This is a genomic window from Streptomyces sp. P17 (assembly GCF_032436805.1).
GTDB lineage: Bacteria > Actinomycetota > Actinomycetes > Streptomycetales > Streptomycetaceae > Streptomyces.
Genome location: NZ_JAVRBF010000346.1, coordinates 1 through 439, shown reverse-complemented (window position 1 = coordinate 439; position 439 = coordinate 1). Strand labels below are relative to the sequence as shown.

Here is a 439-nt window from a genome sequence, read left to right as displayed (position 1 = left end):
CAACCTTCTTTTTCGGCTTCTGGGGCGTAATACATAGATAGGGTCGCTTGACCATCCATATCGATTAAGCCAATACGGTATTCTTGATGAAACTCGGCAGCTAACCCAGAAGCTATTGTCGCTGCTGAAACGGTTTTCCCAACGCCACCTTTTTGATTTTGAATCACTATCACTTGTGTTTTTTGTGACGGTAAGCGATGGAACAAGGGCTCTTTTCTTAAATTTTCAGGTAGTAGTGCACGTACTATATACATTTCCTCAATGTCTATAGACCACTGAGAGTCAGCGTGGCGCCTTGGGTCTATGCCCGCATTAGCGACATATTTATCTAAGGTTTTAGAATCAATATCTAAATATGCTGTCGCTTCAGCACGCGTAAAATTACGAAGCTCTTTACGATGATTAGCCAACAACCGTTGATTTCTACGTTTAATGTAAG

The 439-nt window shown here is 41.7% G+C and carries 1 protein-coding gene; it reads right to left on the bottom strand.

The annotated features are described in order from the left end of the window. Window positions 1-439 (bottom strand): AAA family ATPase (locus RMT89_RS41205; RefSeq protein ID WP_315888877.1); only part of this gene is annotated, 439 nt, incomplete at both ends.